The organism is Citrobacter sp. FP75 (assembly GCF_018342065.1).
GTDB lineage: Bacteria > Pseudomonadota > Gammaproteobacteria > Enterobacterales > Enterobacteriaceae > Citrobacter.
This window is the reverse complement of sequence record NZ_JAFDOE010000003.1, coordinates 670,515-696,822: the sequence shown is the minus strand read 5'-3', so window position 1 is coordinate 696,822 and position 26,308 is coordinate 670,515. Positions and strand designations below refer to the sequence as shown.

The following is a 26,308-nucleotide window of genomic DNA, read 5'->3' as shown; positions in this document are numbered from 1 at the left end:
TCTCACTGTGCTGTTGTGAGTTTTTCTTCCAGACGTGCCAGCAGTGCAGGCTCCCAGTCTGACAACGACATGTGCGATCCCGTATTGAGTAATGTCCGGTAGTGCTGTTTTGCAAGCTGTGCCATGCCAGCCTCTTCCATCATCTGCGCAGCAAGATATTGGCGGTAAAAGCGCTCGCGCGGCTCCCTCTCCGGTAGCCCGTTGAGATATCGTAGTGTTGCTTCCAGACCCTGTTCATGAAGGTGCTGCCGGGAGAGTTGCGCTTCACCGTTGAAATCCATCGTTCCGGCGGAGAGTATGGTTTTGTCAGGGGCAAGCCAGCGTTTTGCTGACGCTGACAAAAATGGCATCCGATCATTGAACAGCAGCGCATTTAACGCAGGGATGCGCTGTAGAAAATGGTTCACTTCGTCTTTAATGGCTTCGGCGACATCATGATAACCAAAACGTTCTGCAATGCGGGCAGACAGCGCGTGACCATCGAACCAGTAGGGGGCCAGAATTAAGCTTTGTTCCACCTGTTGCCATAATGCGCTGTCAGCCTTGCTTTCTCTTGCCTGATAATCTGCCATGATATCGGTAGAAAATGCGGCCATCGGGGTTCGCCCGTCGTTTTCGGCTTGTGGTGCGACAGAAATGTTCTGCCATATGGCATGACGGCGCAGTTGATAGCCCAGCGGATTGTCCGGCTGGCGCTCACATAAAATACCCGCCACTTTCAGTAAGGTTTCACGCCATGATTTATCATCATGGCTTTCCACACTGATTACCGGGGCATTTTTCTGTACCACGACAGCAGCAGATGATATCGGGGAACGCTCTGCCGTCTGTTCTGGGGCGACGGGAACATCAGGGGAGACAGACAGCTCCTTCATATCGCGCTGGTAAAGTGTAAACAGGGCGTCGACAGATTCCGCCAGTGCCGGATATCCATTGTCACGCCATAGTTTTGCAAGATACGCCAGTTCTCCCGGCATGGCGTTACGCTGCGTTTCGCTGGCCCCACGGCTAAAACTGCCTGACGCGGTTTCAAACCGTTTAATCACCTGTTGTGCGAAGCGGATTTTATGCGTCTGGTTTTTCGGCCATGCCTGTTGCCAGTAATGCTGTACATACTGCGTCAGCAGTTGTGCCGCCAGTAGCAGTTCTGCCGCACCACCGCCATGTTGCAATGTGCGCAACAGATGTACCATTACCCGAAAGTCTTTACATTCCGTTTCCAGCAGCGTCAGCGCCTGACGGCGAATTTCAGCGATATCAATCTGACTGTGAGTCAGCGACCCCAACAGGGAAACGTTCTCTTCAATGTTGATCCAGAGGGCGTTATCGTCACTAACAGCCTGACTTATTTTTTCGTCTGGCAATTCGGCCAGCAGGGCTTTAAGCCAGTCATCCGGGGAATATTCGGCCATGGTTATTCTCCTTTCCTGTCCTGTCCGGCCCAGTGACAGGCTTCGCGCAGGGGTATCAGGGTTTGTGTCAGACCCGAAATGGTAAATGTCAGTTGTCTGGTCGCGCCATCCATACCGGTATTTATCGTCAGCGTTTTTGAGCCGAAAAGCTGTCTGATCTCGTCAATACCGGCAAGGCCACGACTGGCTTCCAGCAGATAACCGTTCTCACGGACAAACCAGCGAGTGTGAAACTGACCAGCATCAGTACGCAGTACCACCGGGATATCATTACCCTTATAGGGGCGCGGCAGCGCAATTTGCATTCGAGTGATATTGTCCACACAACTGAACATCAGCACCGGTCGCGGCGGTATGCTGCCGAGTGCGGGTGTAGTGATGATGACAGCGGTGTTTTCCCCCTCGTTTTTTGTCACCAAAAAGGCAGTATCGTGTTCCGTACGTTGCTTTTCCTGCTCAATGGCGCGCTGCCAGGCATCTCCCGGTGATTGTGCTTTAACCAGTGCACCGGAGAAATCCGTACGGTCAGGTGGAAGCTGACGATCATAGCAATCCAGGCGTACCAGCGCGGCAGGCTCTGCGCGACAGGTTTGCATTGCCCGCAGCAACTCTGCCCTGTTATCCGGCACCGGAGTACCCTCCTGGGCTAGTGTTACGGCGGATAACAGGGTTAACCCCCACAGACCGGCTGCGAATCGAAGGCTCATCACGCTTCGGCTTCCTCTGTGACAAATTCCGGCTCGGGTACACCAGCAGTGTTGTAATCCTCCGCATCGGTGATTTCAGCCATAAATCTGCCGTCCTTAACGGTCAGGCATATCTGCGCAATAGCCGTGCCGGATGTCATTTTCTGCAACAACAACAGGGAAAGTGGTGGTAAAACTTCACCATCGATGATGGACTCCAGCATTCGGGCGCCATTTTCCGCGCGGGTGACGCGCAACATAATTTCATCAGTTACTGTCGGATCGATGATGACTTCTGCACCAAAGCGTGAGCGTAAAACACCATCCAGTCGGGCAAGCTTACCGGCGATGATCGTGATCAGCGTTTCACGCGACAGTGGCAGATACGGCACCACTTCCATCCGTGCCAGCAATGCGGGTTTGAAGAAATCGGCCAGAACCGGGTACAGCGCTTCCTGCATCAGCTCCGGATGATCTGCATGCTCGACTATCACCTGATAACCGAGGTTGGAAGTGAGAAAGAACACGATGTTTTTACAATCGATCAGCCTGCCTTCGCCGTCCGCCATTTCACCTTTATCAAAGGCCTGATAAAACAGATTCAGCACATCCGGATGTGCTTTTTCCACCTCATCGAGCAACACCACAGAATAGGGCTTCTGTCGAATGGCTTCGGTGAGCACGCCCCCCTCGCCATAGCCGACATAGCCCGGAGGCGAGCCGATTAACCGTGAAACGGTGTGTTTTTCCTGAAACTCTGACATATTGATGGTGGTCAGATACTGACGTCCGCCATATAACAGCTCAGCCAGTTGCAGCACGGTTTCGGTTTTGCCGACGCCGCTCGGTCCGGCCAGTAAAAATGCGCCCAGCGGACGGCCCGGACGACGCAGATCGGCTCTCGCCGTCAGCAGATGTTTGTGCAGGTGCTTAATCGCCAGTTCCTGTCCCTTGATTGTGTCACCCAACCAATGCGGTAAGTCAGTAATCACTGACATTTCGTTCTGAGAAAGCCGGTTAAGCGGCACTCCGGTCCATTCGGCAATCACAGCAGCGATTTGTGTTTTATCCACATGAGGAGAAACCAGTCGTTGCTTATTGTGCGTGACGTCCAGCTCTGCCATCAGCTTTATCAGGTGATTACGCTTTTCTGGTAGTGTCGCTGGTGCATCATCAGTCATCGTCGAAGGCGAATCCGCATTATCGTGTAGGCTGGCACCCAGTAAATCATGGCGCAGGGCGATAATTTGTTGTACCAACGCGCGCTGCTGTTGCCATATTTCTTCCAGCTCCTGACGATCCTTCTTCGCGATTTCATGCTTCTGATGCAGTTCATCACGGTAGGCGGCATTATGAAACAGGCCGATACGTTGCTCCCGTTCCAGTTGTCTGATTTCGGCTTCGTACTGGCGGCACTGTGTCTCCAGTGCGGAAATTTGTCGGGGGGGAGAGGATAAATTGATCGCCACGCGAGCGCAGGCAGTATCCAATACGTCGATGGCTTTATCTGGCAACTGACGCCCGGAAAGGTAGCGCTCACTTAGACTGGCTGCGGCCTGTAATGCCTCGTCATCAATCAGTACACCGTGGGACTGCTCATACACCGCCGAGAGTCCACGCAGAATGATGGTGGCCTCCGCAGCATTCGGTTCGCTAACTTTGACTAACTGGAAGCGGCGCGACAGCGCCGCGTCTTTCTCAAAATATTTTTTGTATTCGCTCCACGTGGTGGCAGCAATAGTTTTTAGCTCACCGCGCGCCAGCGCCGGTTTCAGCAGGTTGGAGATATCCAGCCCACCCTGCTGATTGCCTGAGCCAATTAATGTATGTGCTTCATCAATAAACAGAATGACGGGAACAGAAGACTGAATAACTTCAGACATCAATCCTTTAAAGCGCTTTTCAAATTCACCCTTGACTGATGCCCCTGCCTGGAGCGCCCCCAGATCCAGCGTCATGATATCTGTATTTTTCAGTTTATCCGGCACCTGACCTGCGACAATCCGCAGCGCTAGTCCTTCGATCAATGCACTTTTACCGACGCCAGCCTCACCCACCACCACCGGGTTGTTCTTGCGACGGCGGCAGAGGATATCGATCATCAGGTCGATTTCGTTATCACGGCACAGTACCGGGTCGAGTTTACCGTTGCGGGCATCAGCGGTCATATTTTTAGCGTAACGGGCGAGCAGGCTTTCCTCTCCGGCCATCCCTGTACGGAGACTGGGCTGACCGTCTGTCAGCACCACTGATTCGGCAGACTCCTTTGTCCATGCAGTAAAATCCTGCTGCAACAGATCACGGTTAATGGTAGTCAGTAGCCGTGCAGCAACTGGCGGCACATAACGCAACGGCGAATGTAGCAGGGCCAGTAACAAAGCGCCTCCGCGCAGATCCGTCGCCTGCATGTCGGCTGAAGCCAGTAGCCAGCCGTCCTTTAACCATTCAACCAGGAGTGGCGAAAATGTAGGATAGCTGTCTGCTGTTCTGGTCGTGGCGTAATACTCTACCGTCAACGCCTGACGCAGTTCATCAACACGAATATCCACCTTTTCAACAATCGTGCGCAGGTCACTGCGTGGGATGGCGAGCATCTGTAGCATAACGTGTGCAACGGTGATCTCCGCTGCCTGCTGGCTCATACACTCTGAAGCCGCCGTTTCCAGCGCCTGTTTTGTAAACGGATTAAGACGTTTAACCAGAGAAGACAACTCAATCTGAATCATAAAAATCCCTTCCTTAGCGCAACAGATGCGTTAACTGCTGCAAAATATCCTGAGTCTGTGCATTGAGCTGCAGGGTATAGAACAACCAGACCAGAGCCAGAAGCACCAGACCGCCTGCCAGTAGATGCTTAATTTCCAGCCGCTTAATCAGACTGTAACGACTTCCAGCCCCTTGCTTATCCTGATGCAACACGGGAAACGGCGCGTCTCCACGCAATTGATGGATGGCATGATGTAAACGACGAAATATCTGTTCAAATTCGTTCAAAGATTGCGGCTGTCGGGAGCTAACTTTGTAACGACCGCGAAAACCGAGCGAAAAACACAGATACATAAACTCAAGTAAGTCCTGATAGCGCTTTGGTTCGCGGATAAGGCGTTCCAGTAAAATGAATATCTTCTCGCCGCCCCACGTTTCATTATGAAAATGCACCAACAGCGACTGTTTTATCCACTCGTTCTGGCTTGACCAGCCGTGTCCCAGCGCTACTTCATCAATAAAAGTACATAGCACGTAGCGAAACGAAATGATGACGCCCGGCTCATAGCCTTGCTCCTGTAGCAGTTGCTCGACGACCTGCACATCGGTAACGACCTGACTGAACAGATATTCCGGCAGTGGCTGATTTTCCATACCCTTCAGCCGCATTGCCATGCCCAGTAGAGGGGTCGCGGCGTCGATCATGTTATTCAGACTGTGACCGCGAAATGGCAACCGGTATTGTCGCTCCGCCTCTTCTGTTTCAAAAAGGAAGGGGGATAGTTCGCTCATGGTTTACCCTCTCACTGCCCACAGTTGCATATCCAGCGCCGGGAAGGTACCCGACACATGAAGGGCAATCGCACCACTGACGGCCACGTCGGCCCATTCTTTGCCCGTTTTATCCAAGCTGAAATAGATATAATTGGCGTGGAAAGGCAACTGACGCGGAGCAGAGGATAGAGGCCTGAGCTGTATCCCCGGTACCTGTACGCTGACCATGTTGCGAATTTTTTCCGGTGACGACACTTTGGACTGTTGAACAAACTGACGCAGAAGCTGATCGTGGGGAGTCTGTGCGTAGACTGCCAGTACAAAACTGGCATCCTGCAACAGTTGCATATCGTTGATCGTGGCCTGATAAATTCCCTCATTTTTCGACAGCGGCAGGTTCAGTGCTCGTGGCCGCAATACTATGCCTAGTTCCCTGCGCACAGCGAGAAGCAACCTGTGGAACGAGGTGGTCAAGTCGTGATGGTTATAAACATCATACTCACAGGGAATGCGTGCTGCTGACGTAAACGTCATCAGTTCTCCCAGAAGTTCTGCCAGATCGAGATACAGCGTTTCTGGATGTAAAACGCTGAGGTTCTTACGATGAGAAAAACGTCCCTGACTGCGGTTTAACATCTGTAGCATCATGAATTCCGCTACGTCAGCAATGCCACTCTGCTCAGGGGAGCCAATACGCTTTGCCAGATCCCCGGTGCGGTTACTGATAGTCTCCTGAACTTCTTCCAGAAAACTGGTAAGTACCTGACTGGCCTTGATAGTCTGGCAGGTTGGGATAAAAGAGGAGTCAAGCAACAGTGAACCGTTTGTATCGCGAGCCAGAATCCGACACAGGGGCAAAGTGGTAAATGAACTTAAATCTTCTGCGCCGGTGACAATATGCGGCAACAACTGTCCCAGCGCCAGCTGTATGGCATTACCTTCATCGGTGTGCTGGTCGCGTACATCCGTATAGTTCAGGCGGTAACGCCCGTTCCCCTGTCCGGTACTGTGCCGTCCGGCAATTTCATTAATCGCATCGTGGTTGACGGGCAACGCCAGATACAGCGTCCGGCTTTCTTCTGTATCAAACGCTACAGGTTGATACGGTACGGGCAACACATCCTGATCGGGCAGGGAGAATACCGTACCGTCGGGCATACACCCGACCGCTTTATCCAGTACGATTTTCCCCTGTAGCAGATGCTGCTGGTTAATGGATAACTCGCTGAATCCCCATGCAAAACCCGCCATTGATGTCAGACGAGTGGCCAGTTGATAATCATTGAAACGCTGCTGTTGCTGAAAATGCTGCGGCTGAATGAACAGGCCTTCCTGCCAGATGACTTTATTTTTCATCGCCATTGTTATTGTTCCTCTTTTTTCATCTCAATGCTGCTTTCGCGCACGTGCACCAGCAGGCGATAGTGATGACCTGTGCTCGCGACAGGTTCAATTTGTTTCCATTGCGTAGTCTGATCGTCAGAAAAGTAAGCGACCACACCGATAAAGCGCGTTTTTTCATCCAGCGTTACTGGCGGCAGCGTTTTCATCGTGTCCGGCAGCAGATTAAAATCCTGATGATCCAAATAGTTTTTCCCCAGCGCATTATCCAGCGGAGTGGTGGCGATCTGGTCATAATCAGCCGCCTGCAACTTTGAGTCGTCACTTAAGTAAATCAACTGAACATCAACAGGGGTGGCTTCTCCGCTATCATTGAGATTCGTGTCCGGTTCAGTCAGCATGGTGATGGTCAGCTCCGAAGGCTGATCTGCCAGCTTGCCGACCTGAATATCCGGATTGGAAATCACCTGCGAAACCTTCTTCACTGTTTCACAACCGCTCAGGGTTCCGATCAACAGCAGCAGCATCGCACCGGACAAACTGCGCCATTTCATACTTCCGGCTCCCGCTGTTTCTCACGCAGCACGCGGTCATACACCTGCGCATAGACCTCGTTAAAAAGCATCTCAAAGCCCTGCTGGCGGCTGGAGGCCAGTTCATCGTAGTAATTGCAGTACATCTGCCATGCCCATGTATCATTCATTTCCTGACGTTGTTCATGGCTGCGGCGATACAGGGCGAAGCGGCGCATCAGGCTGGCGGGAGAGAAGGCGTCCAGCATGACGCGCAGCGCTTCGACAATCGCGGCCTTATTAGCCTCTTCATGGTGGCGAACGTTACGCAGGCTCTCAGCAATGGCGGCAGGTGCAGAAAGATGAACCGGACTTTTCCCTTCGGCAAACAACACACTGAGGGCGGTTTCATAGTCCAGATTCAGACGCAGCGGATTGTCTTCCAGTGGGCGTAAATGTTTATCAGACAGGCTGTTTTTTTGATGTTGCAGGTTAAGTAACCCTTTAACAGTCGCCTGCATTGCCCGCCCCATTTCCTCCAGAAAGTCACTGGCATCCTGTGAATCACGTAATGGCAGTGCGCAGTCAAGACCCCGCATCAGTGGCGTCACAGCAACATGTTGCCGAGCCATATCAACCAGATCCGGCAGTTCATCGGCTTCAACCGGCGGCAAATCCATAAAGTGATTATCCAGCCCTCCGTTATCCGCCAGATCGGACATGGGGGGTGTTACTGACAACGGGTCATGTCCGGTATGATGGTGCCCCGTCGTCAGACTTTCAGCCTGTAGCGCGGCAAGTGGATCCTGTGTAAAACCACTGACGACGGTTGGCGCAATTTCCCGGTAAACGCCGGAATCCTCATATTTTGGCAGGCCTTCAGTAGCCAGCAAATCTGTCAGGCGATCGCTGTTGGTAACGATGGTTTCCGGCGTTGCCATCTGTTCTTCATACTGTGTGACGCTGCCAATGAACGCTTTGAGGATTAGGCTGTTCAGCCGCAGTTCGTCACCCTGACGCAGGTGTACCAGACCAGCATTTTGCGCAATGGGAGCCTGATTAATTTCCAGATTAGCGACATGGCTTTTCAGGCAGAATGTGCCGTCCTGCCAGCGAATAATAAAGGCACATTCAGCAATCGACTGCCTGCGATCCTGAAGCGACCAGTGACATTGACTGGCATGACCCACATCGCCCCCCTGTAGAGTAAACACACACTTTGCAGCGCGTCCGCTTTCCAGTTCATTGCCGTTCATGACCTGTAACGTCAGTACTGGCTGAGTGTGTTGATCCTGGTTCTGCTCTGGCATTCTGTTCTGATACTCCCTGTCGGTTGTTGTTTTTTATGCCCGGACCTGAATCGTAACGCCAGGGCATACTTCTGGCTGGCCAATAAAGGTGGTCCAGCCAAGGCGGGAGGTTTTCTCCTCACCCAGACGCATACCACCAATCTGGTCCGGGGCCATTTCCAGTCGCAGATCCCATGCCAGTTGATCGCGTAAAATAAATGCCACAAACATGGTCAATGGCAGGAAGCTGTCGCCATTGGGTAAAAATGAAAGGAAACGCTCGCGTGATAATCCCCTGATACACAATAAAAACTTGCCGCTTCGATCCGGCACACGTCCACCCAGCGTCAAGTTTTTCCCCAACACTGAACGCGGCATTTTTTGCCAGTCCCGTTGCAGGTAACTTCCCAGCCTGTTTTGCTGTGAGGGCGGAATATCGACCTTACGCAACTGCCAGCTCTCTAACATCACATCCTCAAGGTCAAAACAATGGGAAACCAGATCGCAGATAATTTCTGGCGATCGACCGGGACCAGCCAGCACCCCGGCATACGCCAGCATCTTGCTGTGATTAATAGCCAGACGATCGCGTTGGCTCTGGTTACCAAGTCCGACAAGGGCATACATGCGTTGCGTAAACTCATCCGTACCGCCGTTGTTAAAACAGATATGCCAGCGATACTTACGCCAGATGTGCCAGATGAACTGGATCATCCGGTGAGAAAACAGATCGAAAAAATCCGCAACCCCGCTTTCACCCTGAAAACGATCCCACGCAATCTTATCCAGATAGTATCCTGGCAACGGCGACTGACTGCCGTGCAGACCGGAAAACGCCACGGTGACAACATACTGACCGCAACTGTTTTTTGTCACCTTGACTACATCACTACCAGGGAATGAAATACGGGTATCGGCTTCAAAGCGCACAACATCCTTATCAGGGTCTGTCGCCAGCGAAACGTCATTGTGTTTGCCAGTAAACCGATAAATTGCATCAACCAGCGAAAAAAAGTTCTGGCGACGAAAATTGATATCATCGACAGAAAATTCGCTGTAAACACCATCAGCCGCATCTACATCAGGGCATGCTGGCCGGTTCTGTCCGCCCATGTATAGCTCTCCTGAGTACGGATGTTAATAATGCTCAGTTCATGAAAACTGTTGACGCTGGCATACAAAGAAAAGAAAAAAGAAAGCATGGTGCCCAGCAGAAAAATCTCACCCTCGCAGACAAACGGCTGGGGATTGATATACAGCGTGGTAGCAAGACCACGAACGGGGACGCCCTTAAACAGATGATCGACAGGTCGGGTATCAATACGTTCTATCGCGTCCAGTTTTTGTTGTGACAACCTTGCCGACTGTGGGTGATGGATACCCGGCAAATCGAAGATATGCAGGATCTTCTTCATCGCATCAAGATCCAGTAGCGACAGATAATTCAGGTTCATACACGACAGCAGTGACCAGTGAAGGCTTCCGTCCTGTACCGGCCAGAGCGGCGTTGAGGGTTTAGTTACATTCCTGAATGGGGCAGCGGCGGTTTTTTTACCCGCAGGGATGCAGACATCCCCCGGCTGTAGTTTTACAGGCAGTTCTCGACTGGTACAAATCAGGCTGACCGACGCCACCTCGTCTTTCAGCAAATAGTCTTCTGGCTTGTTGCTATCAGCCAGCACGAAAGCAATAAAGTGATCAAATCCCTGACGAAACAGCGATGTTTTTTTACGGTGCTGGTAGTAAATGACCTCCCGCTGGCGGGCATACTCTACCTGATGCTGAAAACCGTTAAATTCGGGGTATTCCTTTGTCACCATCTCCGCACGGCCTTTGCTGGCAGAGCGCAGTTTGCTGGAAACTTGTTTTACGGCAAAAATGTCATAGCAATCCGGGCGCTTAAGGCTGGCGCATAGCGGGTACTCAATCCGTCCGTCCTGTAACGCTATCGCTTCTGCATGATGAACAAACAGGTTAACCGCAGGCGCGCAGTACAGGCGCATTGAGTTTTCCCGGATTTTGCTGTCAACCGGAAGCGGCTGTGAAAAATGGAGACGAAGGGTGAAATGCTCAGCCGTCAGTTCAGCCGGAAGCGTCTGAATACCGCTGACGTCAAAAAAGAGGAAACTGTCCGGATAGCACAGATACTCCTGTAAAATCCGGTAGCCGCTGTAAACATTTTTAGGATAAGGCAGCAACGCATCCTGCTTATTGAAACCCACAGGGGCCAAGCTGAAATCGGGCAATGACAGAGTCTTATCATTAATAATCAACTCGGCCCCGCTGTTATAGCGGCACAGCCACAGATAAAGCTGCCAGCGGGTGTAATTATCATCATTGCCCAGCCAGAAGCGCAACTTATTCAGATCCAGTGTCGCTAAACTGATTTTGGGATTACAGGCAAAGGTAATATCAATAGTTCCCAGCGCATGACTACTGTTATTTACTACTGATATGACCCGAAGAGGTAACAACCATACGTCCCGGCTAAGAGTGAACGTACAGGCAGGCGGTAGTTCGCGGTCGTCGTCACTGTAAAGCTCATCGTCCGAGTTCAACGTCACGGACTTGCTTTTCACCTGCTCACCGCGGACAACTTTGACTGGTGTGGTGATAGTACTCGCGTCCGGCGTATATTCAATAATGGTCATTGAGGGCGTCGGGCGAAGATAGTTGGGGCAGAGCGCACTAATCAGACTGTGCGTCAGTTCGGGAAACTCATCGTCAATTTTTGCACGCGTTGTGCTTGCCAAAAATGCAAATCCCTCAATCAGACGCTCCACATCGGGATCGGTACCTTTTTCCGCCAGAAACCGCGCCAGATGGGGTTTTTCCTTCGCCTGAAGCTTCCCAAGCTGACGAATATAGTCCAGCTCTTCCCGAAAATAGCGTTCTTCCATTGTCATCGTCGTTAATCCATCCTGTAATGCTGGCTGCTAAGGTACACATTAAATTCCAGCACGTTCTTTAACCCTTCGATATCAACAAAAGCCGTAACCTGGAAACAAAGATCCAGCGGACTATTTTCATCTGGATCGCCCATGACGACATCGACCTGAGCGATCCGGGGTTCGTAATGTTCAATGCAGGCTTTGATCTTTTCTATCTGAGCGTCCTGAAAGCTGCCACGTGCCAACTCCTCACTTCCCGGATCTGATATTCCCATTTCCGGCGCACTCTGACAGCTACTGGGGCGGGTATTCAGTACGTTATGCAGATTACGTTTAATCGAGTCCCGCACAGCCTGAATGCCGAAAGAAGGTGGACGCAACCCTGTCGCTTCATCCAGACGGTCAAATAAACTTGCGATACTGTTGCGTTCACGTTCCCTGATCATAAAGGTTTTTATTCCTTATCCAGGCGGCCTACCAGAGAAAGCTCAAAGCTTGCGCCCATGTACTTAAAGTGGGGACGTACTGACATTGCTACCTGGTACCAGCCGGGGTCGCCCTCAACGTCCAGCACTTCGATTTTTGCGGCGCGCAGGGGCTTGCGGCTACGAACATCTGCTGGCGGATTCTCCTGATCGGCAACGTACTGCCTGATCCAGTTATTCAGCTCACGTTCAAGATCTGAACGCTCTTTCCATGAACCAATTTGCTCACGTTGCAATACTTTAATGTAATGAGCTAACCTGTTGATAATAAACATGTAAGGTAATTGTGTGCCCAGCTTGTAGTTGGTTTCTGCGGCTTTACCTTCGGGCGTATTTGGGAAACGTTTGGGTTTCTGTACAGAGTTGGCCGAGAAAAATGCCGCATTATCACTGCCTTTACGCATTGTCAGGGTAATAAAACCTTCCTCAGCAAGTTCGAATTCACGTCGATCGGTGATCAATACTTCTGTCGGGATTTTTGCCTGAATTTGTCCCATTGCTTCAAACAGATGTACGGGCAAGTCTTTTACCGCGCCACCATTTTGCGGCCCGATAATATTTGGGCACCAGCGATACCGGGCAAAACTTTCGGTCATACTGGATGCCAGCAAGAATGCGGTATTACCCCAGAGAAAATCCTCATGGCTACCGGTGACATCTTCATGATAGTTAAACGATTTAATGGGGTTCTCAATCGGAGAATAAGGCAAGCGCAACAGAAAACGTGGTGCCGTCAGCGCAAGATACCGTGAATCTTCAGACTCCCGTAAAGAACGCCATTTGGCGTAAGCCGGTCCTTCAAATACGGCATAAAGATCTTTAATCTGAGGCAGCTCAGTGTATGACTTCAGGCCAAAGAACGTCGGAGAGACGGAAGAAATAAACGGCGCATGCGCCATTGCCCCGACGCTACTGAGATAGCGGAGTAACTTCATATCCGGCGTGGTGTTATTAAACGTATAGCCACCAATCACTGCGGCGATGGGTTCGCCTCCAAACACGCCGTAACCACTGGAATAAACATGTTTATAATACGCGGACTGAGTGATTTCCGGCGCAAAGGAGAAATCATCCAAAAGCTCTTCTTTCGTTGCATGCAGTATGTGGATCTGAATATTTTCCCGAAAATCAGTGCGATCAACGGTTGTTTTCACTGATCGCCAGAATGACTCCAGCTTTTGAAAATTCTCGTCATGATTGATGACGTCCGTCTGCTTGCTCAGTTTCTCGTCAATTGTGGCAATCATACTGTCCACAGCAAGCTTGTTAACGGGTTCCTGTCGGTCACCGCTTTCCAGCATACTGGCAATGAAGGCGGCAACCCCCTGACGAGCAATATCATAACCTTCTGATTCCGGCTCGATGCGCGCCTGCGCCATAATGGCATCCAGCAGTGAAGCGGGCGGCGCAGAGAGCGGTTCTGCAACGGGTAATTCCTGTTCCTGTAAAGACATACGGCTATCCTTTTGATTAATCTTTATTCATAACACCCAGTTCGTTGAGAAGCTGCTCGCGGGAATTTTCATCATCCAGCAAAGCCTGAATCTGGGCGCGAAACGCCGGGAGATTTCCCATTGGCCCCTTCAGGGCGACAAGCGCCTCACGCAGCTCCAGCAACCTCTTCATTTCAGGGACCTGTCTGGCGATGTTATCCGGAGAAAAATCATCCAGCGCATTAATATCCATATGGACATTAATCTCTTCGTCAGCTTTGTTGTTGAGCAGATTTGGTACATTAAAATTCAGACTGATACCCGCCTCAGCAATAACAGAATTAAAATTATTCTTATTAATAGAAACCGTACTACGCTCATCTAACGGTGTATCATCTATTTTACCTGTATCGCCAACAATCAGCATATTCAGCGGCAACTCAACTTCCGATACTTCACCGTTTGTCTTCGGGGTATAGCGGACGTTAATTCTCTCTTTCGGAGCGACACTTCCGTCGCTTTTACTACTGCTCATGTCTGTAATCCTTAATTAGTGAAAATGTCATCTAATATCTTTTCAGCAATCAGTTTCTAATTTTCAATTCTATTACCGCGATGAATAAAATTGAAATGAAATATTTAACCAATAAATAACTCATTGATTTATTGGTAAAATGAATATACTTTGCAATGTATTTATCAAATTAATCATTTAACCACTCCTCCCTTTGGAGAGTAACATATCGAATTTTAGATCCGGTAACGTGATCTGAATCATATATTTTGCCATGCTTGTGACACATACTGAAAAAAACGAGTTGAGAGATGTTTATGAGACGTAAATGTCAAATTTTAATAAATATCAATGCCAGAATCGCTGAGTGATTCATTAAGGGAAAATGAGAATGTAATATTCTTATTGATTTCTTTTTTCTCTAAAAACACCTATCTAATTCAACCGTGAAGGTTGGCATAATTATGTGGAGAGTGGTTCTATTTTCTCTAAATTGTTTTATTGGTTTAAATAAGACAATTACTCGTTTCAATAATTGACCGGGAGATATTGCTTGTAATTATGGATAAAACTGCTGCGTCAATAATCGTAAAACAAGTGTAAAAAGGAGTCTACAAAATGCCAACACCGTGTTACATATCTATTACAGGGCAAACTCAGGGGAACATTACTCAGGGAGCATTTACCGCCCCCTCTGTTGGTAACATCTACGTACAGGGGCATGAAGACGAGATGCTGGTTCAGGAATTTCAGCATAATGTCACCGTTCCTACTGACCCACAATCCGGTCAGCCTGCTGGTCAGCGTGCGCACAAACCTTTCATTTTTACCGTCGCGCTGAACAAAGCGGTTCCTCTGCTGTATAACGCGCTGGCATCCGGCGAAATGTTGCCGACGACCGAGCTGCACTGGTATCGCACTTCGATTGAAGGTAAACAGGAGCATTTCTTCACCACTCGCCTGACGGATTCCACCATCGTGGATATCGACTGCCATATGCCACACTGTCAGGACGCGAACAAGCGGGAGTTTACTCAGTTAATTAAAGTCTCGCTGGCCTACCGGAAAATTGAGTGGGAACACGTGACTGCCGGGACCTCAGGATCTGACGACTGGCGTGCGCCGCTCGAATCTTAACTGTAAAAGCGCGAAATCTCCTGCCATCCATCAGGAGATTTCGCTGTTCAAAGACTGTTTGCCGGTGATAAGGATATTTTATGCCCGCATATGGAACACATTTTACGCTGGATGTTGAAGGTCAGGAAGACGAAACCTTTGCCGTGGTGGAGTTTCATCATCAGGAATCCCTCTCATCGCTGTTCACACTGAACGTAACCGCCGCCAGTAGCAATCCGGCCATCCCGCTGGACCAGCTTCTGGAAAGCAACGCCACCCTGACTATTTTTCGGGACAATATCCGACAGCGTAGCATACGGGGCATCGTCACCGCCTGTGAACAGGGCGATACCGGTAAACACCAGACGCAGTACATCCTGCATATTCATCCCCCCTTCTGGCGCAGCGCCCTGCGGCGCAACAGCCGCATCTTCCAGAATACCGATATTGAAGGTATCGTTTCGACCCTGTTCGGTGAAATGCTGATCACGCAGTGGCAGTCCCGTCTGTCTGCTGACCATCCGGAACGTGAGTTCTGCGTACAGTTTATGGAAACCGACTACGCCTTCATCACCCGCCTGTTGGCCGAAGAAGGAATATTCACTTACGAAGAAGAAGGCGATGGTGTACAGCAGCTTATCCTGTGCGACAGCGCCGGGGGCCTGCCGGACAGCGAATCGCTGAACTATCACCCTTCACCCGGTGAAGAAACCACGCTCTACCACGTGACGCAGTTTCGCCGTAGCGCGCAAATTCGTCCTGCGTCAGTCACCACGCAGGATTACACCTTTAAGACCCCATCATGGCCGGGCAGCTTCAGCCATGATGGCGACAACCTGGATGCGCAGTATCCGATATATGAATTCTTTGACTATCCTGGACGCTTCAAAGATGAAGCCCACGGACAGGCGTTTACCCGCTATCAGACAGAAGGGCTGCGCAATAACGCAGAAACCGTGAGTGGTGTCACTGACTCGCCGAAACTGCGTCCCGGTGTGCGGTTTGAGCTTAAAGCGCATCCCCGCGCGGACCTGAACGTACAGTGGCAGGTCGTCAGCAGCACGCTGCGCGGCTCGCAGCCGCAGGCGCTGATTGGTTATGAAGGCGCGGGCACCTCGCTGAGCAATGATTTTCAGGTCATCCCCGGTAAGCTGACGTGGCGACCGACCCCCTTGCCCAAGCCGCAGATGGACGGCCCCCAGACGGCGGTCGTTACCGGACCTCCGGGGGAGGAAATTTTCTGTGACGAGCACGGACGGGTGCGGGTGAAGTTCACATGGGACAGATACAATCCGGTAGATGACAGCAGTTCCTGCTGGATACGCGTTTCGCAGGCATGGGCCGGAGCCGGTTTTGGTAATCTCGCCATTCCGCGCGTCGGACAGGAAGTCATCGTTGACTTTCTTAACGGCGACCCTGACCAGCCCATCATCACAGGCCGCACCTACCACGCGGATAACAAATCCCCCGGCGGCCTGCCTGGCACCAAAACCCAGATGACCCTGCGCTCCAAAACCTACAAAGGCAGTGGCTATAACGAGCTGATGTTCGAGGATGCGACCGGGCAGGAATTGTTGTCAATGCATGCACAGAAGGACATGCATACCGTAGTGGAAAATGACCGCACTACTGAGGTGAAACACGACGATCATACCACTATCACCCATGATCAGAGGCTTGATGTCAACAATGAGCAACATACCACGGTAAAAAAGGATTGTACCAGAACGATTACCGAAGGTAGCCATGCAGTTACGGTCGAAAAAGGCGAACAACATATCAAGGTCAATACCGGTCAGCGTTCCCTTTTTGTCGCTAACGGGCATAGCGTAACGGTAAAAGATGGCGGGGAGACCAATACCATCCAGAATGGAGGGCAAAAAAATACCATCAAGGGCGACCGGTTCCTCACTGTACAGGAAGGCAACCAGACAACCGATATCGCCGGAAAACTGGATCTGACGGTAGGCGATACCATCACCATTACCTGTGGAGCGGCAAAGCTGGAAATCAAGAACGATGGTTCCGTTACGCTGAATGGGGTGAAATTCACGTTTATTGCTTCAGGCGAAGTGAAGGTCGAAGGCAAGGAAATCACGTTAAATTGATTTGCCCGCAGCAATTTTAATGGGAAAGGAAAATGTCGGGAAACAAAAATGCTGTTGAGCGAAAACTGGCAGAACTGGAACGCCTCTGGCTGGAAGCCAGTGACGACGAGAATGCCCGTATTTTTATCTGGCGCACGCCTGCTGATTCAGATCGTCTGATACATGTGTTCTTTGCCCTACAGGAAGAGCAGCAAAATGACTTTACGACGCCCGATCTGTTCATTCGTTTTAATACGCCGTTTGATACACGCTATGGATATTCTCATGGCCTGGAAGAAGAGTTTATTGAACGAGTGAATGTCTCGGCGTTTCCCGAACCACGCTGGCAGCCTGTCGGCTCGCTTCCCTGCTACCAGGCAGATACGTTGCATGCTTTAATGAGCGACTTTGCACATTATCATCAGGATTATCTGCGCTATCTGTCCGTGATCCTGACCGCCTCTTCTGTCAGCCATGCGGATTCTCATCGGCAGTTTATTGACGACCTGTGTCAGAGCATAGCCACCAGAACGTCTCGTTTTCGTCTGCTCCTTATTGATACCCATGAGAACCCTGACTGGCAATGGCTTCTGACCCGGTTCCCGGAAAATGCACGCTTGCTGACGCCGGATATCAGTGAAGATGAACTGATGCGCCAGACACTGAATGAAACGCCCACGTCGGATGGAACCGCTATGCTGCGTTTTCGCCAACTAATGACGGACACCTTCATTTCCATAAAAAAAGGCTCGGCAGCACAAACTGAGCAACTGGCACAAAAAGCGCTGGAGCTTGCTCGTCAGCAGGGATGGGGCGACCAACAGGTTATCATGCTTAGCATGATCGCAGGCGGCTGGCTACAGGAAAAACACGCGCAGAATGCCATCAAAAACTATCGTCTTGCTATACAAACCTCCGCAGACCTGCCGCCAGAACCCCGCCATCTTCTTATCACCCAGAACCTGATGGGGGAAGGTAATGCATGGTTTATGGATAAGAAACCAGAGCAGGCATCTGATGCCTATTTCCGTTCCGCACAGGAAGCACAAAACATCCCTTCCCTGCTGCTGACGATGGAAGGATACCGGATGGCCGGATTCAGCCTGATGTCGGTCACGCCCCCACCGGCAAAAACGGCGCAGCATTATCACGCAGCGTTGAAAGCGGGGTTGTCCATGAGCGATGAAGAACGGGCGCAGTCGGGATTTATGCAGATTTTCCGCGACCTGCTCAACTGGCTTTCACCCGAAGCCACATCCCGGAGCGACAGTTTTTCCGAACGGTATCTGAAAGCGCAGGCAGAGCTTATTCAGCAGGCTGAAGACGCGGTGAATCAGGCCGGGCATCATGATATTGCCACTGCGGTAGTACAGCACGATAACGAACTGACGCAAAGGATGGAAACGCTGTTTCAGAACACTTTGCTGGAACGGGAACACATGCTCAGTCAGGAAAAACCGCTTTATCAGCAGGTACTCCGCCTTGCCCGTCAATACAGTAATGCCTTCTGGGGGGCAGCGGCTGAAATCGCCCATCCACTGGACAAGTCCGTTGATGAATGGCCCTTTTCCCCTTTACTGCCGCCTTTCCCCACACATCTTACGGATGAAAATATATCGTTACTGTTTGGCCTCATTTTTACCCCGTCTCAGGAGCCATTACATGCTGAATTTTAACAAAAAGAAATGGCTAATTCTTGCCGTACTGGCCGCCCTGCTGATGGCGTATGTGGGCCTTGTTGACGACACATACCGCGATGAAATCAGGGTATTTCTGCGCCAGTTAATGCGGGCGCTGTAATTCAGGGAGGAGCCGTCATATGGCCATTAACGCCAGTAAACATTTTGACCCGATGCTGGGGATCGATTTTCATTCTTATGCCCTGCCACCGGGAGTCTGGCCCACGCCGCATATCGCCATGGTTTTTGACGTATGGGACTATGCGCCCATCATCGGGGCGACGGTAAAAATCCACGGGCTGAGACGTACTGTTGCCGGTACAGAAGGAAAGGTCTTCCATATCCTTATCGGTGCGCCGGTTCCTCCCCCCAAAATCCCCGGCGGCCCCCAGACCGATGATGAAGTGTTTATGGGCAGCAAAACGGTCGTTGTGGATGGCGATCCGCTGTCGCGTCGCCTGTCACCCACATTGAGCTGTAACGTGGCAGGCATCATTCCGCCGTTTCGCCTTCGGCGTGCTAAAAAAATGCCCATACTCTCCCTGACCGCGCCGCTGACGGTCAATATGGCGCTGCCCCATCATGTTTCCGTTGGTGGGCCGCAGACCATCAGTATGATGTCAATGTTGACCAAGGTTGGATTTTCCGCTTTCAAGCGCATTGGCAAAAGCAAGGCTTACAAAAAGTTCATGGATAAATTTAAAGAGTTCCGTCAAAAACTCTTTAAAAACATGGACCCGGGCTTCCTCAAGTGTAAGGTACTGCGCGCGGAACCCGTCGATATTCGTGACGGCAGCGTCAGGCTGGAACAGCGTGATTTCCTGCTGTCGGGGCGTGTGCCTCTGGACTGGATACGTTACTACCGTTCAGCGGATGTACAGGAAGAGGGATTGTGCAGTTATGGCTGGAAAACGCTGGCAGATACCCGTCTTATCCATCACACAGAAGAAGATTACCATGAGCTTGTACTGGCTGATGGTTCACTGTTTTTTGCCGACATCCCCGAACAGGCAGGCCAGTCCCATGCCGTAAGCAGTCTGCCGGGTGGCGCACTGCTGTGGTATGAGGAAGAAGACGGCGTTCGCCACTGGCATGCAGAAACGACGGAAAACCGCCGCTGGCGCTTTCGTCAGGAAACGGCGTCGTCCGCGTCGGTTCTGCGTCCGGACAGGCTGGAAGACAACAACGGCAACGGCTGGCGTTTTCGCTATGAAACCGGGCGTATCACCCTGACGGAATACACCGCGCAGGCACTGACCGGGCGCAGGGTCGAAGCTGACTGCCTGCACCAGCGCATTGTTCGCATTCGTCTGTGTGACAGCCAGGCCGGGGTGTGGCCGGACGGTGATGAAACGCAGAGCGACCTGACGCAGTATGACTATACCCCGGATAACCAACTGGCAGGGCAGACTGACAGCGACGGCCATCGTCGCCATTTCGCGTGGCGGGAACGGGTTTACATGCAGTACCACGCCGACCGTCTCGGCCAGCGCTTCCATTATGACTATGACGATACGTGGCGCGTTATTCACGCATGGGGTGACGGCGGTTACTATGACTATCATTTCGTGTGGAATGACTTCAGCCATGAGCTGGAGATGACCAACTCGCTGGGGCATACCACCATCATCCGCTTCAGCGAAGACCGTCTCCCCCTGTGTGAAATCGACCCGGAAGGCGGTGCGACGTTCTTCCTTTACGACGAGTTCGGACAGACGGTCAGCATCACCTCACCAGACAGAAGAACCACCCGCTTTGAATATGATGAGGCAGGCAATATCTGCCGGGAAATCGCGCCGGACGACAGCGAGTTTGTGGCGGTCTGGCAGGGGCTGCATATGAAAGAGGCCAGCGACCCGGAAGGTGCCTGCTGGCAGTTCGGACATGATGAGCGTGGCAATCTGACCGGCGTGACAGACCCGGCAGGCGTGCAACAGCAGTATCACTACGATGAACTGGGGCAGATGGTGCGCAGGGATGTCGCTGGACAGGGCCACGAACTGCTGGAGTATGACCGCCTTGGCTTTGTCAGCGCACTGACGGCGCGCACCGGGGCGAAAACGACATACGTTCATGATAACCGGGGCAACCTGCTGTCGGAAATGAATGCGCTGAAAGAACAGCGGGACTACCGTTACGACAGCGCCGACAGGCTGACGGAGGCAAAGCTGCCGTACCGTAACGCCATCCGGCTGGAGTACGATGCCGAAGGCCAGCTTGTGGCTTATGACGACGGCCAGCGTATTACCCGGCTGGACTATACCCCCACTGGCGAAGTCTCCGGCTGTACCCTGCCGGACGGCAGCCGTACCAATTACGAGTATGATACCGAAGACCAGCTTGTGGCGGTCATCAACCAGATGGACCAGCGCTGGCAGATAGTCCGCGACAGTCTGGGGCGGATTGTGGAAGAGCGTGACTGGCGGGGCCAGAATACACGCTACCAGTGGAGCGCCGACAGCCTGCTGAGCGCCAGAACCGCGCCGGACGGCACCACCCTGACTTACCACCACGATAAACAGGGCCGCATTACCGGGCAGTATCACAACGATACGCTGCTGGCGTGCTACGACTATAACCAGCGTGGGCAACTGACGGCCTGCGATAACCCGTACCGCAAAGTGAGCTGGCGTTACGACAGCGGCGGCAGGCTGACGGAAGAAGTACAGGACGGGGTCAGCATCCACCACGGCTATACGGAGGCCGGTCAGTATGCGGGACGGGAGAGCGACAGCGGCAACCGCGTGCGGCTCGGCTACAACGATGCGGGGCAGTTAAGCCAGATACGGATAAACGACGAACCGGCGACCGCGCTGGTGTATGACGCGCTGGGGCGGTTGCGTGAAGAGCAGCTTACGCCGGAGCTGAAGCGTGAACTGAGCTATAACGAAAACGGCTGGCTGAGCGCACAACGGGTGAGCCGGGAGGCCAGGCCGCTGTTTGCCACCGAGTGGTATTACGATTTAAACGGTAACGTTCGGCAGCGAAATGACAGCGTGACGGGGCAGGAATTTTTCAGCCATGACGTGATGGACAGGCTGACGGCGCACACGGACGTTCTGGGGCGGATAACAAATTTTGTGTATGACGCTGCGGGTAACCGGCTGCGGGAAGACATCAGCGGCAGCGGGGACGACTGGCAGTGTTATGGCCGGGTGGAGGAAGAGCGGCAGGTCACGCTGGAGCACTGGTATAACCGCAACGGGCAACTGGAGAAGCGTAAACGCCGGACACCGTACCTGTGGTCACAGAAGGTTGTCAGCGAGACGCTGGAGTGGGACGTCAGCGGGAGACTGAAAGCACTGCACAGCGACAGCGCCACCACACAATATGGTTATGACGGCCTTGGTCGCCGGGTATTCAAGAAAACGGTCAAAGCGGGTGAAGACACCGCCAGCCTGACGTGGTTCTGGTGGGACGGGGATGCGCTGGCGGGAGAAGCGCAGGAGACGGCCCCGGCACAGGAAACGCTGACGGCGGCGTGTGATATGCGAAAACCGGGCAGCAGCGGAGCGCGGGAGGAGCGGCTGAAGAGTCTGGTCACCGGGCAGGCCGTGCAGGAGTACATCTACTACCCGCAGAGTTTTGAGCCGCTGGCACTGATAAAGTACGGGCGGCGCTGGAGCGAAAAGGACGGATTCAGCGAGCCGGAGAAGCGGATATATTTTTATCACAACGACGTGAACGGCGCGCCAATGAGGCTGACGGATGAGAGCGGCGGCGTGGCGTGGTCGCAGAGCGCAGGGCCGTGGGGAGCGTGGAGTGAACAGACCGGTTCGGTGAGGAATCCGCTGCGTTTTCAGGGACAGTATTTTGATGAAGAGAGTGGTTTACATTATAACCGGTATCGGTATTATGAGCCTGAGAGTGGGCGGTATATCTCGGCAGATCCGATAGGGCTGGCGGGCGGTTTAAACCTGTATGCTTATGCGCCGAATCCATTAAGTTGGATCGATCCTTTAGGTTTATATAAAGGTGAAGGTCAGCGTGAGCTTGGTAAATATAATGTATTTCATGAACACACTCTGAATCCTTCTGAATATGACCTGTCAGATGCTGAACATTTCAGGCGAGGAAATCAGTCGGTTTATGAAAGGATACAAAAAGATCCTGCGTTCAGACGAGAAATGCAGACGAAATATCCCGGAGTGGTTGAGCATGTACAGCCTAATTCAAGAGGAAACTTTAAACCAACAGCTCCTAAAGGTATGACATGGCACCATGAAGATAAAACTGGAGTATTAAGTTTAGTTGACCATTTTGATCACAAAACTTACCACAAAATCTACCATCCTGATGGCTCTGGTGGGCGTAATAAGTGGGGTGGTGGTACTGGTTGTCGTTAAGGATTTCATATTATGAAAATGATTGAAGGCTTTGAGGGTTTGTTGCGCATCTACAAAGAGCTAGATGTGCCATGGTGTTTTTTTGTGGACACTTCATTTAGAAATAATATCGATTTCATTAGAACGTCATCTTATTATATTGCAGAAAGTGATGATGAATTTGATGAAATGGATGATACGCCAAATAAATATAAGCCATGGCTGGAGTACCAGGTGTTTCAGGCTATTATAGATAATAAACTTGAACATTATCCTGATGCTTCAAATGAAGACCTGTTAGATGCTGTTATTTATTATCTCGAAGAAGATGATTTTTTAGATTAAATAATAAAGCCGGAAAGTGCTTAAATCTTCCCGGCTTATTTTTTATTTAGCCGCCATTGTTCAGCACACTAAACATTCCGTCCTTTATCCCCTTAACCACCTGTTTTACCCTGTAAAGTTCTTCCCTCAGTTCCTGCACTTCGTCATTATCGGCGATGATGATCAGGCATCCCTCCGAGATCTTCACGGTCACGCTGCGCCCGGTATCAAATCCCGCCTCTCTCAGCCAGTCGCCTTTAAGTTGCAGGCTGGGATGCTGTGAGTAATATGTGGTCATGCCGGTTTTACGCTCTTCGTGGCGTGCTCTGACATAACCGACTTTTACCCGGCGCTGTGTTTTGGAAATGGTCACTTCTGGCGTAGAATCGCGTTCAGCCATGATTAACTCCCTAATAGTTAATTGGTCGTGCCGTAATAGATAGAATGCGTAAAGACGGGCGTATTATGGGTGATGGTTATAGGGATATTCTTTTTGAATCTAATGGAAAATGGTATCATATAAAAGATGCAGATATGTCTCATCTTGAAGACGCCGTTACATACTGGAATCGTCGAGGCGGATATTTTGGCCCTAAATCTAAAGAAGTTAGGGCATGGATGAAAGATCCAGATAACTATGAGCTTGAATATTACAGTACCAACCGTTCAAGGGGCGGTTCAACACCTGAACGATACCGTGATCCCGGCGGATTTGTTGGACCAGCAGAACAGCCAAATTACTGAGGAATTCTTACTATGATCAATTTATATGATAAAGATCCTGCATTGAATGAGGAAATAAATAAAATTGTCTTAGAGGGGGATAAGTATCGCCATAATAAAGATATTGATTCGGCACTACTGTATTATGAGAAGGCATGGATATTAGTGCCGGAACCTAGAACTAGTTGGATGATGCCTTCTTATTGGATCGCATCCAGTTTTTTTTTCTGCTTATTTTGATAAGTGTGATTACGAAAAGGCAAAAAGCTGGGCTTACGTATTATTAGAGGTAAAAGATTCAATAGACACCGGCCCTATAGTTAATATGGGAATGGTTTGCTTTGAACTAGAGCAGTACGATGAGGCACATAAATATTTTCATGATGCTTACAGTTATGGGAAGAAAAGAGCTTTTCAGGAACGACCTAAAAAGTATTTAGATTTTTATTTAGATAGAATTAAACTCGAAAAATAAATGACGGAACCATCCACACGCTATACGGCAATTATAGAACTGGGGAAAAAACTAGTTGATGAGCTTGAGCTAAATGACTCTGTTGATACATTAAGCAGATGGATGGCTCATCATATCGCAGAGCTCATTTATGATGCTGAACATTGTACAGACGACATCGTCCGTACAGCTAAACAAGCGGAGATTAGGGACTCTATATGGTCATTCTGGTCTAACAGATACGAATTGCCAATTGGTACCAGACCATTTCAGGAGCTCGAACCTATTCTAAGAACCTTAAAAGGTCTTGATCCTGAAAATGAGCAACCGAGATTTTTTTCACCTTACCGAGATCTAATTAATGTAGAAAAAGAAACCAGTGAGGTCCAAAAATGGTTAACCGCCGCTAAGGATATTGATTCTGTAGCAAAAATACTGATTGATTACTGTTTATCTTTAGCAGCAGAGAATGCTATCGATAAATCCCAAGAATGGGTGGAGTTAGCACAGAAAGCTGGATTGGACGAAGATGTTGATCTGCTTGAAATTCGTATCTTTCAGTTACGAGGTAACCCGGCCAATACAGACAATCCCAATAATGCGCAACGGAGAATACTGGAAAAAAGGCAAAAAAGGCTTGAAGCTTTTCTCTTATTGGGCTCCCAGTTAAATGAACAACTCAAATCTCAGCTTGAAGCCTTACCAGCAATTGAGGATGGGCCAACGGATGACGACGAAGACTTTTGATATGACTTGCTTTAGCACTGGGGACGGCTCACAAGACAGAACACATAACAGCCTAACCCAAGACTTTTCTACTATTCCTAATGTTTATTAAAAGGAGTTTTTATGTCAATTTCCAGATTTCTAATCGAAAATAATGGTTCAAATCAAGATAATATAAAAACTGCCTTAAGTAAGGCCTACCATCTATGTAAAGATGCGGGACTTCAACGAGTATCTCTACTATTTCCTGCGAAAGGAACGTTTTCTCATTCTGATATAGCAATATTCCTTGGAACCCAGGTAACAAAGGCATTGATAAAAGGTCAAACTATCGATCTGGGTAGTAATGTTCGACTAGAGTTTAATATCCCTAAAAATTTTCCAATATATGGCAATCATGACATTGTATTAGCTACATATTTAACAGATAAAGACATGGATATTGTTGATAGTGTTCAAAACATCAATAGTATCGTCTTTTTACCTTGGTCAGTGGAGGAAGGTAAACGCTGGCTATCTACATGGGAGCCTGAAATAGTTGGCCCATCTACCTGGAAAATCCTAAAACCAGAATTGCCAGACCCTATTGGTAATGAAATTTTAAGACTCGGTCGCTGCATCAACATGTCAACAGGACTTAGCCACCCATCTGATAAAGACAGGGCAAAACGAATTTTTGCTGACCTGAAAAAGCAAGGACTTAAAGCATCTGAAGAAGCAATCAGACAATTTGCAGTCAACAATGGCTGGGACCCAGTCAGAGCGCAGGAGCTAGCTAGTTTTGCCAAGAAATATTTGGGGTAAATTTATCTGTTTTTCATTGCATTCCAT

22 protein-coding genes are annotated in these 26,308 nt (G+C 50.4%); 9 read left to right on the top strand and 13 right to left on the bottom strand.

The genetic code is table 11. From position 1 onward, the window contains the following. Positions 1-2 precede the first annotated feature (2 nt). Genes tssA through tssB form a run of 12 tightly spaced genes read right to left on the bottom strand, consistent with a single transcriptional unit; the run spans position 3 to position 14,064 of the window. Entirely contained in the window at positions 3-1,418 is a 1,416-nt protein-coding gene (gene tssA, locus JQ822_RS14550; protein ID WP_446715014.1) for a type VI secretion system protein TssA, read from the bottom strand. Continuing rightward, on the bottom strand, positions 1,415-2,119 hold the full coding sequence (gene vasI / locus JQ822_RS14545; RefSeq protein WP_213134061.1) for a type VI secretion system-associated protein VasI: 705 nt from the start codon (positions 2,117-2,119) through the stop codon (positions 1,415-1,417). Before vasI ends, tssA begins: the two co-directional genes overlap by 4 nt. Next, the gene (gene tssH / locus JQ822_RS14540; RefSeq protein ID WP_213134060.1) at positions 2,119-4,824 is read right to left on the bottom strand and encodes a type VI secretion system ATPase TssH; all 2,706 of its coding nucleotides are present in this window, start codon (positions 4,822-4,824) and stop codon (positions 2,119-2,121) included. Before tssH ends, vasI begins: the two co-directional genes overlap by 1 nt. 13 nt (positions 4,825-4,837) lie before the next feature. Next, a complete protein-coding gene (gene icmH, locus JQ822_RS14535; protein WP_213134059.1) occupies positions 4,838-5,596 on the bottom strand; it encodes a type IVB secretion system protein IcmH/DotU in 759 nt (252 codons plus the stop codon). A gap of 3 nt (positions 5,597-5,599) precedes the next feature. Continuing rightward, positions 5,600-6,940 carry a type VI secretion system baseplate subunit TssK gene (gene tssK / locus JQ822_RS14530; protein ID WP_213134058.1) on the bottom strand — a complete coding sequence of 447 codons (1,341 nt, stop codon included), beginning with the start codon at positions 6,938-6,940 and terminating at the stop codon, positions 5,600-5,602. A 2-nt stretch (positions 6,941-6,942) separates the two neighbouring features. Beyond that, positions 6,943-7,446, bottom strand: a complete 504-nt coding sequence (gene tssJ, locus JQ822_RS14525; RefSeq protein WP_446715013.1) for a type VI secretion system lipoprotein TssJ — start codon at positions 7,444-7,446, stop codon at positions 6,943-6,945. Positions 7,447-7,469: 23 nt separating this feature from the next. Continuing rightward, entirely contained in the window at positions 7,470-8,741 is a 1,272-nt protein-coding gene (gene tagH / locus JQ822_RS14520) for a type VI secretion system-associated FHA domain protein TagH (protein WP_213134056.1), read from the bottom strand. Positions 8,742-8,774: 33 nt separating this feature from the next. Then, the gene (tssG, locus tag JQ822_RS14515) at positions 8,775-9,833 is read right to left on the bottom strand and encodes a type VI secretion system baseplate subunit TssG (protein ID WP_213134055.1); all 1,059 of its coding nucleotides are present in this window, start codon (positions 9,831-9,833) and stop codon (positions 8,775-8,777) included. Continuing rightward, positions 9,797-11,626, bottom strand: coding sequence for a type VI secretion system baseplate subunit TssF (gene tssF, locus JQ822_RS14510; RefSeq protein ID WP_213134054.1), 1,830 nt, complete (start codon positions 11,624-11,626; stop codon positions 9,797-9,799). The genes tssG and tssF overlap by 37 nt, the downstream gene beginning before the upstream one ends. Before the next feature lie 5 nt (positions 11,627-11,631). After that, positions 11,632-12,057 carry a type VI secretion system baseplate subunit TssE gene (tssE, locus tag JQ822_RS14505; protein ID WP_213134053.1) on the bottom strand — a complete coding sequence of 142 codons (426 nt, stop codon included), beginning with the start codon at positions 12,055-12,057 and terminating at the stop codon, positions 11,632-11,634. Positions 12,058-12,065: 8 nt separating this feature from the next. Beyond that, positions 12,066-13,550: a type VI secretion system contractile sheath large subunit gene (tssC, locus tag JQ822_RS14500; protein WP_213134052.1), complete on the bottom strand. Its 1,485-nt coding sequence runs from the start codon at positions 13,548-13,550 to the stop codon at positions 12,066-12,068. 16 nt (positions 13,551-13,566) lie between these two features. After that, entirely contained in the window at positions 13,567-14,064 is a 498-nt protein-coding gene (gene tssB / locus JQ822_RS14495; RefSeq protein ID WP_213134051.1) for a type VI secretion system contractile sheath small subunit, read from the bottom strand. Positions 14,065-14,661: 597 nt separating this feature from the next. Between tssB and JQ822_RS14490 the strand changes: the two genes are divergently transcribed. The 6 genes from JQ822_RS14490 to JQ822_RS14465 all read left to right on the top strand — a co-directional run bounded on the left by JQ822_RS14490 (position 14,662) and on the right by JQ822_RS14465 (position 23,595). Further along, positions 14,662-15,180 carry an Hcp family type VI secretion system effector gene (locus JQ822_RS14490; protein WP_213134050.1) on the top strand — a complete coding sequence of 173 codons (519 nt, stop codon included), beginning with the start codon at positions 14,662-14,664 and terminating at the stop codon, positions 15,178-15,180. 80 nt (positions 15,181-15,260) lie between these two features. Beyond that, positions 15,261-17,267 (top strand): type VI secretion system Vgr family protein, encoded by a 2,007-nt coding sequence (locus JQ822_RS14485; protein WP_213134049.1) that lies wholly within the window; start codon positions 15,261-15,263, stop codon positions 17,265-17,267. Positions 17,268-17,299: 32 nt separating this feature from the next. Beyond that, complete coding sequence (locus JQ822_RS14480; protein WP_213134048.1) at positions 17,300-18,922, top strand: hypothetical protein; 1,623 nt, start codon at positions 17,300-17,302, stop codon at positions 18,920-18,922. Continuing rightward, positions 18,909-19,046 carry a hypothetical protein gene (locus tag JQ822_RS14475; RefSeq protein WP_213134047.1) on the top strand — a complete coding sequence of 46 codons (138 nt, stop codon included), beginning with the start codon at positions 18,909-18,911 and terminating at the stop codon, positions 19,044-19,046. Before JQ822_RS14480 ends, JQ822_RS14475 begins: the two co-directional genes overlap by 14 nt. A gap of 19 nt (positions 19,047-19,065) precedes the next feature. After that, a complete protein-coding gene (locus JQ822_RS14470; RefSeq protein WP_213134046.1) occupies positions 19,066-23,271 on the top strand; it encodes an RHS repeat-associated core domain-containing protein in 4,206 nt (1,401 codons plus the stop codon). A gap of 12 nt (positions 23,272-23,283) precedes the next feature. Beyond that, on the top strand, positions 23,284-23,595 hold the full coding sequence (locus JQ822_RS14465) for a DUF7716 domain-containing protein (protein ID WP_213134045.1): 312 nt from the start codon (positions 23,284-23,286) through the stop codon (positions 23,593-23,595). Positions 23,596-23,641: 46 nt separating this feature from the next. Here JQ822_RS14465 and JQ822_RS14460 read toward each other — a convergent pair whose 3' ends face one another. Further along, complete coding sequence (locus JQ822_RS14460) at positions 23,642-23,974, bottom strand: SymE family type I addiction module toxin (RefSeq protein WP_213134044.1); 333 nt, start codon at positions 23,972-23,974, stop codon at positions 23,642-23,644. Between the two features lie 65 nt (positions 23,975-24,039). Here JQ822_RS14460 and JQ822_RS14455 point away from each other — a divergent pair, with 65 nt between their 5' ends. From JQ822_RS14455 to JQ822_RS14445, 3 genes are all read left to right on the top strand, one after another. Then, positions 24,040-24,318: a GH-E family nuclease gene (locus JQ822_RS14455; RefSeq protein WP_213134043.1), complete on the top strand. Its 279-nt coding sequence runs from the start codon at positions 24,040-24,042 to the stop codon at positions 24,316-24,318. Between the two features lie 454 nt (positions 24,319-24,772). Next, positions 24,773-25,498, top strand: a complete 726-nt coding sequence (avs3b, locus tag JQ822_RS14450) for an AVAST type 3 anti-phage proein Avs3b (protein ID WP_213134042.1) — start codon at positions 24,773-24,775, stop codon at positions 25,496-25,498. A gap of 102 nt (positions 25,499-25,600) precedes the next feature. Continuing rightward, entirely contained in the window at positions 25,601-26,281 is a 681-nt protein-coding gene (locus tag JQ822_RS14445) for a hypothetical protein (protein WP_213134041.1), read from the top strand. Positions 26,282-26,308 lie beyond the last annotated feature (27 nt).

Excerpts from the sequence above, each read along its gene's own strand:
- vasI (WP_213134061.1), bottom strand. The coding sequence starts at position 2,119 with ATGAGCCTTCGATTCGCAGCCGGTCTGTGGGGGTTAACCCTGTTATCC.
- tssH (WP_213134060.1), bottom strand. The coding sequence starts at position 4,824 with ATGATTCAGATTGAGTTGTCTTCTCTGGTTAAACGTCTTAATCCGTTT.
- icmH (WP_213134059.1), bottom strand. The coding sequence starts at position 5,596 with ATGAGCGAACTATCCCCCTTCCTTTTTGAAACAGAAGAGGCGGAGCGA.
- tssK (WP_213134058.1), bottom strand. The coding sequence starts at position 6,940 with ATGGCGATGAAAAATAAAGTCATCTGGCAGGAAGGCCTGTTCATTCAG.
- tssJ (WP_446715013.1), bottom strand. The coding sequence starts at position 7,446 with ATGCTGCTGCTGTTGATCGGAACCCTGAGCGGTTGTGAAACAGTGAAG.
- tagH (WP_213134056.1), bottom strand. The coding sequence starts at position 8,741 with ATGCCAGAGCAGAACCAGGATCAACACACTCAGCCAGTACTGACGTTA.
- tssG (WP_213134055.1), bottom strand. The coding sequence starts at position 9,833 with ATGGGCGGACAGAACCGGCCAGCATGCCCTGATGTAGATGCGGCTGAT.
- tssF (WP_213134054.1), bottom strand. The coding sequence starts at position 11,626 with ATGACAATGGAAGAACGCTATTTTCGGGAAGAGCTGGACTATATTCGT.
- tssE (WP_213134053.1), bottom strand. The coding sequence starts at position 12,057 with ATGATCAGGGAACGTGAACGCAACAGTATCGCAAGTTTATTTGACCGT.
- tssC (WP_213134052.1), bottom strand. The coding sequence starts at position 13,550 with ATGTCTTTACAGGAACAGGAATTACCCGTTGCAGAACCGCTCTCTGCG.
- tssB (WP_213134051.1), bottom strand. The coding sequence starts at position 14,064 with ATGAGCAGTAGTAAAAGCGACGGAAGTGTCGCTCCGAAAGAGAGAATT.
- JQ822_RS14490 (WP_213134050.1), top strand. The coding sequence starts at position 14,662 with ATGCCAACACCGTGTTACATATCTATTACAGGGCAAACTCAGGGGAAC.
- JQ822_RS14485 (WP_213134049.1), top strand. The coding sequence starts at position 15,261 with ATGCCCGCATATGGAACACATTTTACGCTGGATGTTGAAGGTCAGGAA.
- JQ822_RS14480 (WP_213134048.1), top strand. The coding sequence starts at position 17,300 with ATGTCGGGAAACAAAAATGCTGTTGAGCGAAAACTGGCAGAACTGGAA.
- JQ822_RS14475 (WP_213134047.1), top strand. The coding sequence starts at position 18,909 with ATGCTGAATTTTAACAAAAAGAAATGGCTAATTCTTGCCGTACTGGCC.
- JQ822_RS14470 (WP_213134046.1), top strand. The coding sequence starts at position 19,066 with ATGGCCATTAACGCCAGTAAACATTTTGACCCGATGCTGGGGATCGAT.
- JQ822_RS14465 (WP_213134045.1), top strand. The coding sequence starts at position 23,284 with ATGAAAATGATTGAAGGCTTTGAGGGTTTGTTGCGCATCTACAAAGAG.
- JQ822_RS14460 (WP_213134044.1), bottom strand. The coding sequence starts at position 23,974 with ATGGCTGAACGCGATTCTACGCCAGAAGTGACCATTTCCAAAACACAG.
- JQ822_RS14455 (WP_213134043.1), top strand. The coding sequence starts at position 24,040 with ATGGGTGATGGTTATAGGGATATTCTTTTTGAATCTAATGGAAAATGG.
- avs3b (WP_213134042.1), top strand. The coding sequence starts at position 24,773 with ATGACGGAACCATCCACACGCTATACGGCAATTATAGAACTGGGGAAA.
- JQ822_RS14445 (WP_213134041.1), top strand. The coding sequence starts at position 25,601 with ATGTCAATTTCCAGATTTCTAATCGAAAATAATGGTTCAAATCAAGAT.